The organism is Paenactinomyces guangxiensis (genome assembly GCF_016055185.1).
Taxonomy (GTDB): Bacteria; Bacillota; Bacilli; order Thermoactinomycetales; family Thermoactinomycetaceae; genus Paenactinomyces; species Paenactinomyces guangxiensis.
Window position 1 is genome coordinate 1 of the sequence record NZ_JAECVR010000054.1, and the last position, 3,333, is coordinate 3,333.

At 45.0% G+C, this 3,333-nt stretch carries 2 protein-coding genes; both read left to right on the forward strand.

What is annotated here, in order from left to right; genetic code table 11:
• Window positions 1-1,979, forward strand: a 1,979-nt coding sequence (locus I8U27_RS20210; protein WP_232345716.1) for a condensation domain-containing protein, incomplete at its 5' end; no start/stop codon positions are given.
• Window positions 1,980-1,997: 18 nt separating this feature from the next.
• A partial coding sequence (locus tag I8U27_RS20215; protein WP_232345717.1) for a condensation domain-containing protein occupies window positions 1,998-3,333 on the forward strand: 1,336 nt, incomplete at its 3' end.

Sequence of the window (3,333 nt, forward strand, 5' to 3'; positions counted from 1 at the left end):
TGAAGATCCGGGGATACCGGATTGAACTGGGGGAAATTGAAACACGGCTGCTGGAGCATCCTTCGGTGCGGGAAGCGGTGGTGACGGCCCGCCCGGATCGAGAGGGCTCCCCATCCCTATATGCCTATATGGTGTTGGACGGTTTGTGGAATGTATCGGAGATCCGGAAACATTTGATGAAAACATTGCCGGATTATATGATCCCATCGTATTTGGTTGAACTGGAAACACTGCCGTTGACCACAAATGGAAAAGTGGATAAAAAAGCTTTACCCGAACCGTTGGGACGAGTGGAGACAGGTGTGGAGTATGCGGCCCCGACAGATCCAAACGAAAAACTGCTCGCGGGGATTTGGCAGGAAGTATTGGGCATTGAACGAGTGGGCATTCATGACAACTTCTTTGAAGTCGGCGGAGACTCCATTAAGGCGATTCAAATTGCGGCCCGGCTGCATCAACAAAACCGAAAAATAGAGATGAAAGATTTATTCCAGTACCCGACGATCGCCGGCTTGGCTCCCTTTGTTCAAAGGACTCAAACCACGGACGAACAAGGGATGGTAAAGGGTGAAGTAACGTTAACCCCCATTCAGCGCTGGTTCTTTGAACAAGAGTTTGCCAATCCTCACCATTGGAACCAGGCCGTGATGTTATACAGCAAAAAAGGATGGGAGCCGCAATATTTGGACCAGGTGTTCCAAAAACTTTTGGAACATCATGACGCTCTGAGAATGGTTTATTCCCGGAATGAAAAAATGATTGTACAGATTAATCGGGAGCTGGAAGAGAAGCTATTTACGCTGAAAGTTTTTGATTTGACACAGGAGCCCAATGTGCCCTTGCGGATCAAAGAGGAAGCAGACCGGCTGCAACAAACCTTAAATCTGAACGACGGGCCTTTAGTGAAACTGGGATTGTTTAAAACATTGGACGGAGATCATCTTCTGATTACGATTCATCATTTAGTCGTCGACGGAGTATCCTGGCGCATTTTACTCGAGGATTTCGCTGCAGGATATCAGCAGGCGGTTCAGCATAAAGAAATTCGCTTTCCCGACAAAACAAGTTCCTACCAGACATGGGCCGGAAAGTTGCAGGAGTATGCTGAAAGCAGTAAGCTATTGCGAGAATTGCCTTATTGGAAAAAGATAGAAGAAACAGTAGTCCCGGCGCTCCCCAAAGAGAAGATGGGGACGGATGTCTATTTGCACAAAGACAAGGGCCAGATTACCGTCAGTCTTTCTGAATCAGAGACCAAGCAATTGCTTACAGACGTTCACCGCGCTTATCATACCGAAATCAACGATCTCTTGCTAACGGCTCTTGGCCTGGCCGTTCGGGAATGGACAGAGCAAGATCAAGTGTTGGTGAATATGGAAGGGCATGGCCGGGAAGAGTTGATCGCCGGAGTGGATGTGAGCCGTACCGTTGGATGGTTTACCTCTATATATCCCGTTGTTTTGAACCTGAAAGCAGACGAGATTGCCGAAGCCATCCGAAATGTAAAGGAAATCTTGCGTAAAGTTCCCAACCGGGGAATCGGATATGGCGTATTGAAATACATGACTGCCCCGGAAAAGAAAGATAATCTCACCTTCCGTTTACATCCGGAAATCGGGTTTAACTATCTGGGACAATTTGCACAAGAGGTAAAAACAGGAGCGTTTTACTTCTCATCTATGCCAACGGGTGAATCAAACAGCCCTGTCAATCATGCTGTCCATTCGATAGAGCTGAATGGAGCAGTGTTGGACGGAAAATTACAAATGATTTTCCATTACAACCCTCATGTGCATCGCCCAAACACCATAGAGAGGCTGGCAAGGCGCTACAAGCATTACTTGCTTGAGTTGATCGCCCATTGCATCCGGCAGGAAGAAACGAAATGGACACCGGGTGATTTTAATGCTCAAGAAGAGTTAACTGTAGAAGAATTAGACCATGTGTTGGAAGTTTTAGGTGAGAATATTAAAAAGTAGCACGCGGAGGATTCATGTATGGTTGATAAAAGCCAAATAAACGGATTATACGGACTCTCTCCTTTACAACAAGGAATGTTGTTTCATTATTTGGACGATCCGAACAACACTGCCTATTTCCAACAAACTGCCTTTTCGATCGAAGGTTCACTGGATCTGTCCAGTCTCAAAGAAAGCATTCAGGATCTAATCCGGAAGTACGATACGTTGCGCACGGTTTTTCTTTATGAAAATTTAAACCAACCGATCCAAGTTGTGTTGAAAGAAAGAAAAGCTGAGGTTGTGTTTCAGGATCTTTCCACTTTAAACGATGAGGAGAAGCAATCATGTATTGATGAATTTAAGCGGAAAGATAGGGAGAGAGGATTTGATCTCTCCCGGGATCTTCTGATCCGCTTTGCTCTGCTTCAAACAGATTCACAAAACTACCAATTGATTTTAAGTTTCCATCATATATTGATGGACGGATGGTGTATGGGAATCCTGATTGATGATTTGTTGCACATGTACCAACAGCGAATCAAGCGGCAACCGATTGTCATGGAAAAAGTACCCTCATACGGTGAGTATATCCGCTGGTTGAAAGAGCAGGACCAGGAGCAAGCCTGTGCTTACTGGAACCAGTATTTAGAAGGATATGAACAGTTGACAGGCATTCCAATACAGGAACGGAAAGGGAATCACAACTATATCCAGTCAGAGATAAGTTTTGATTTGGGCACAGACTTGACATCTAAACTCACAAAGCTTGCCCGGATGCAGCAGGTCACGCTCAATACTGTTTTCCAAACGGTGTGGGGGCTTCTGCTGCAAAAATATAATGATACACGGGAGGCGGTGTTTGGTGCGGTTGTGTCCGTAAGACCCACCGAGATTCGCGATGTGGAAAAAAGCGTCGGTCTATTTATCAATACAATTCCCGTTCGGATCAGGAGCCGGAAGCAGGAGACATTCTCCCGATTGCTTCAAGAGGTGCAGCAAGCTGCTTTGAATGTGAAACCGTACCATTACGTCTCCCTGGCTGAGATCCAGTCAAACCGTTCACAATCCGCTCCACTTATTGATCATATTATGGTGTTTGAAAACTTTCCATTTGATAAGAGTGTGTTTGACCGAGAATTGGGATTTAGGATTACAGATGTTGAAATCTTTGAGCAAACCAATTACGACTTTAATGTGATTATTCATCCTGATGAAACATTAGCGGTAAAGTTTGTTTTTAATAAGGAAATCTATTCGCCGGAGTTTGTGCAGAACATGTTTAACCATTTGCAGCAGGTTGTAAAACTTGTTGTTGCCAACCCCCATATACCTGTAGAAGAGATAGAGATTGTGTCCGTACAGGAAAAACAAC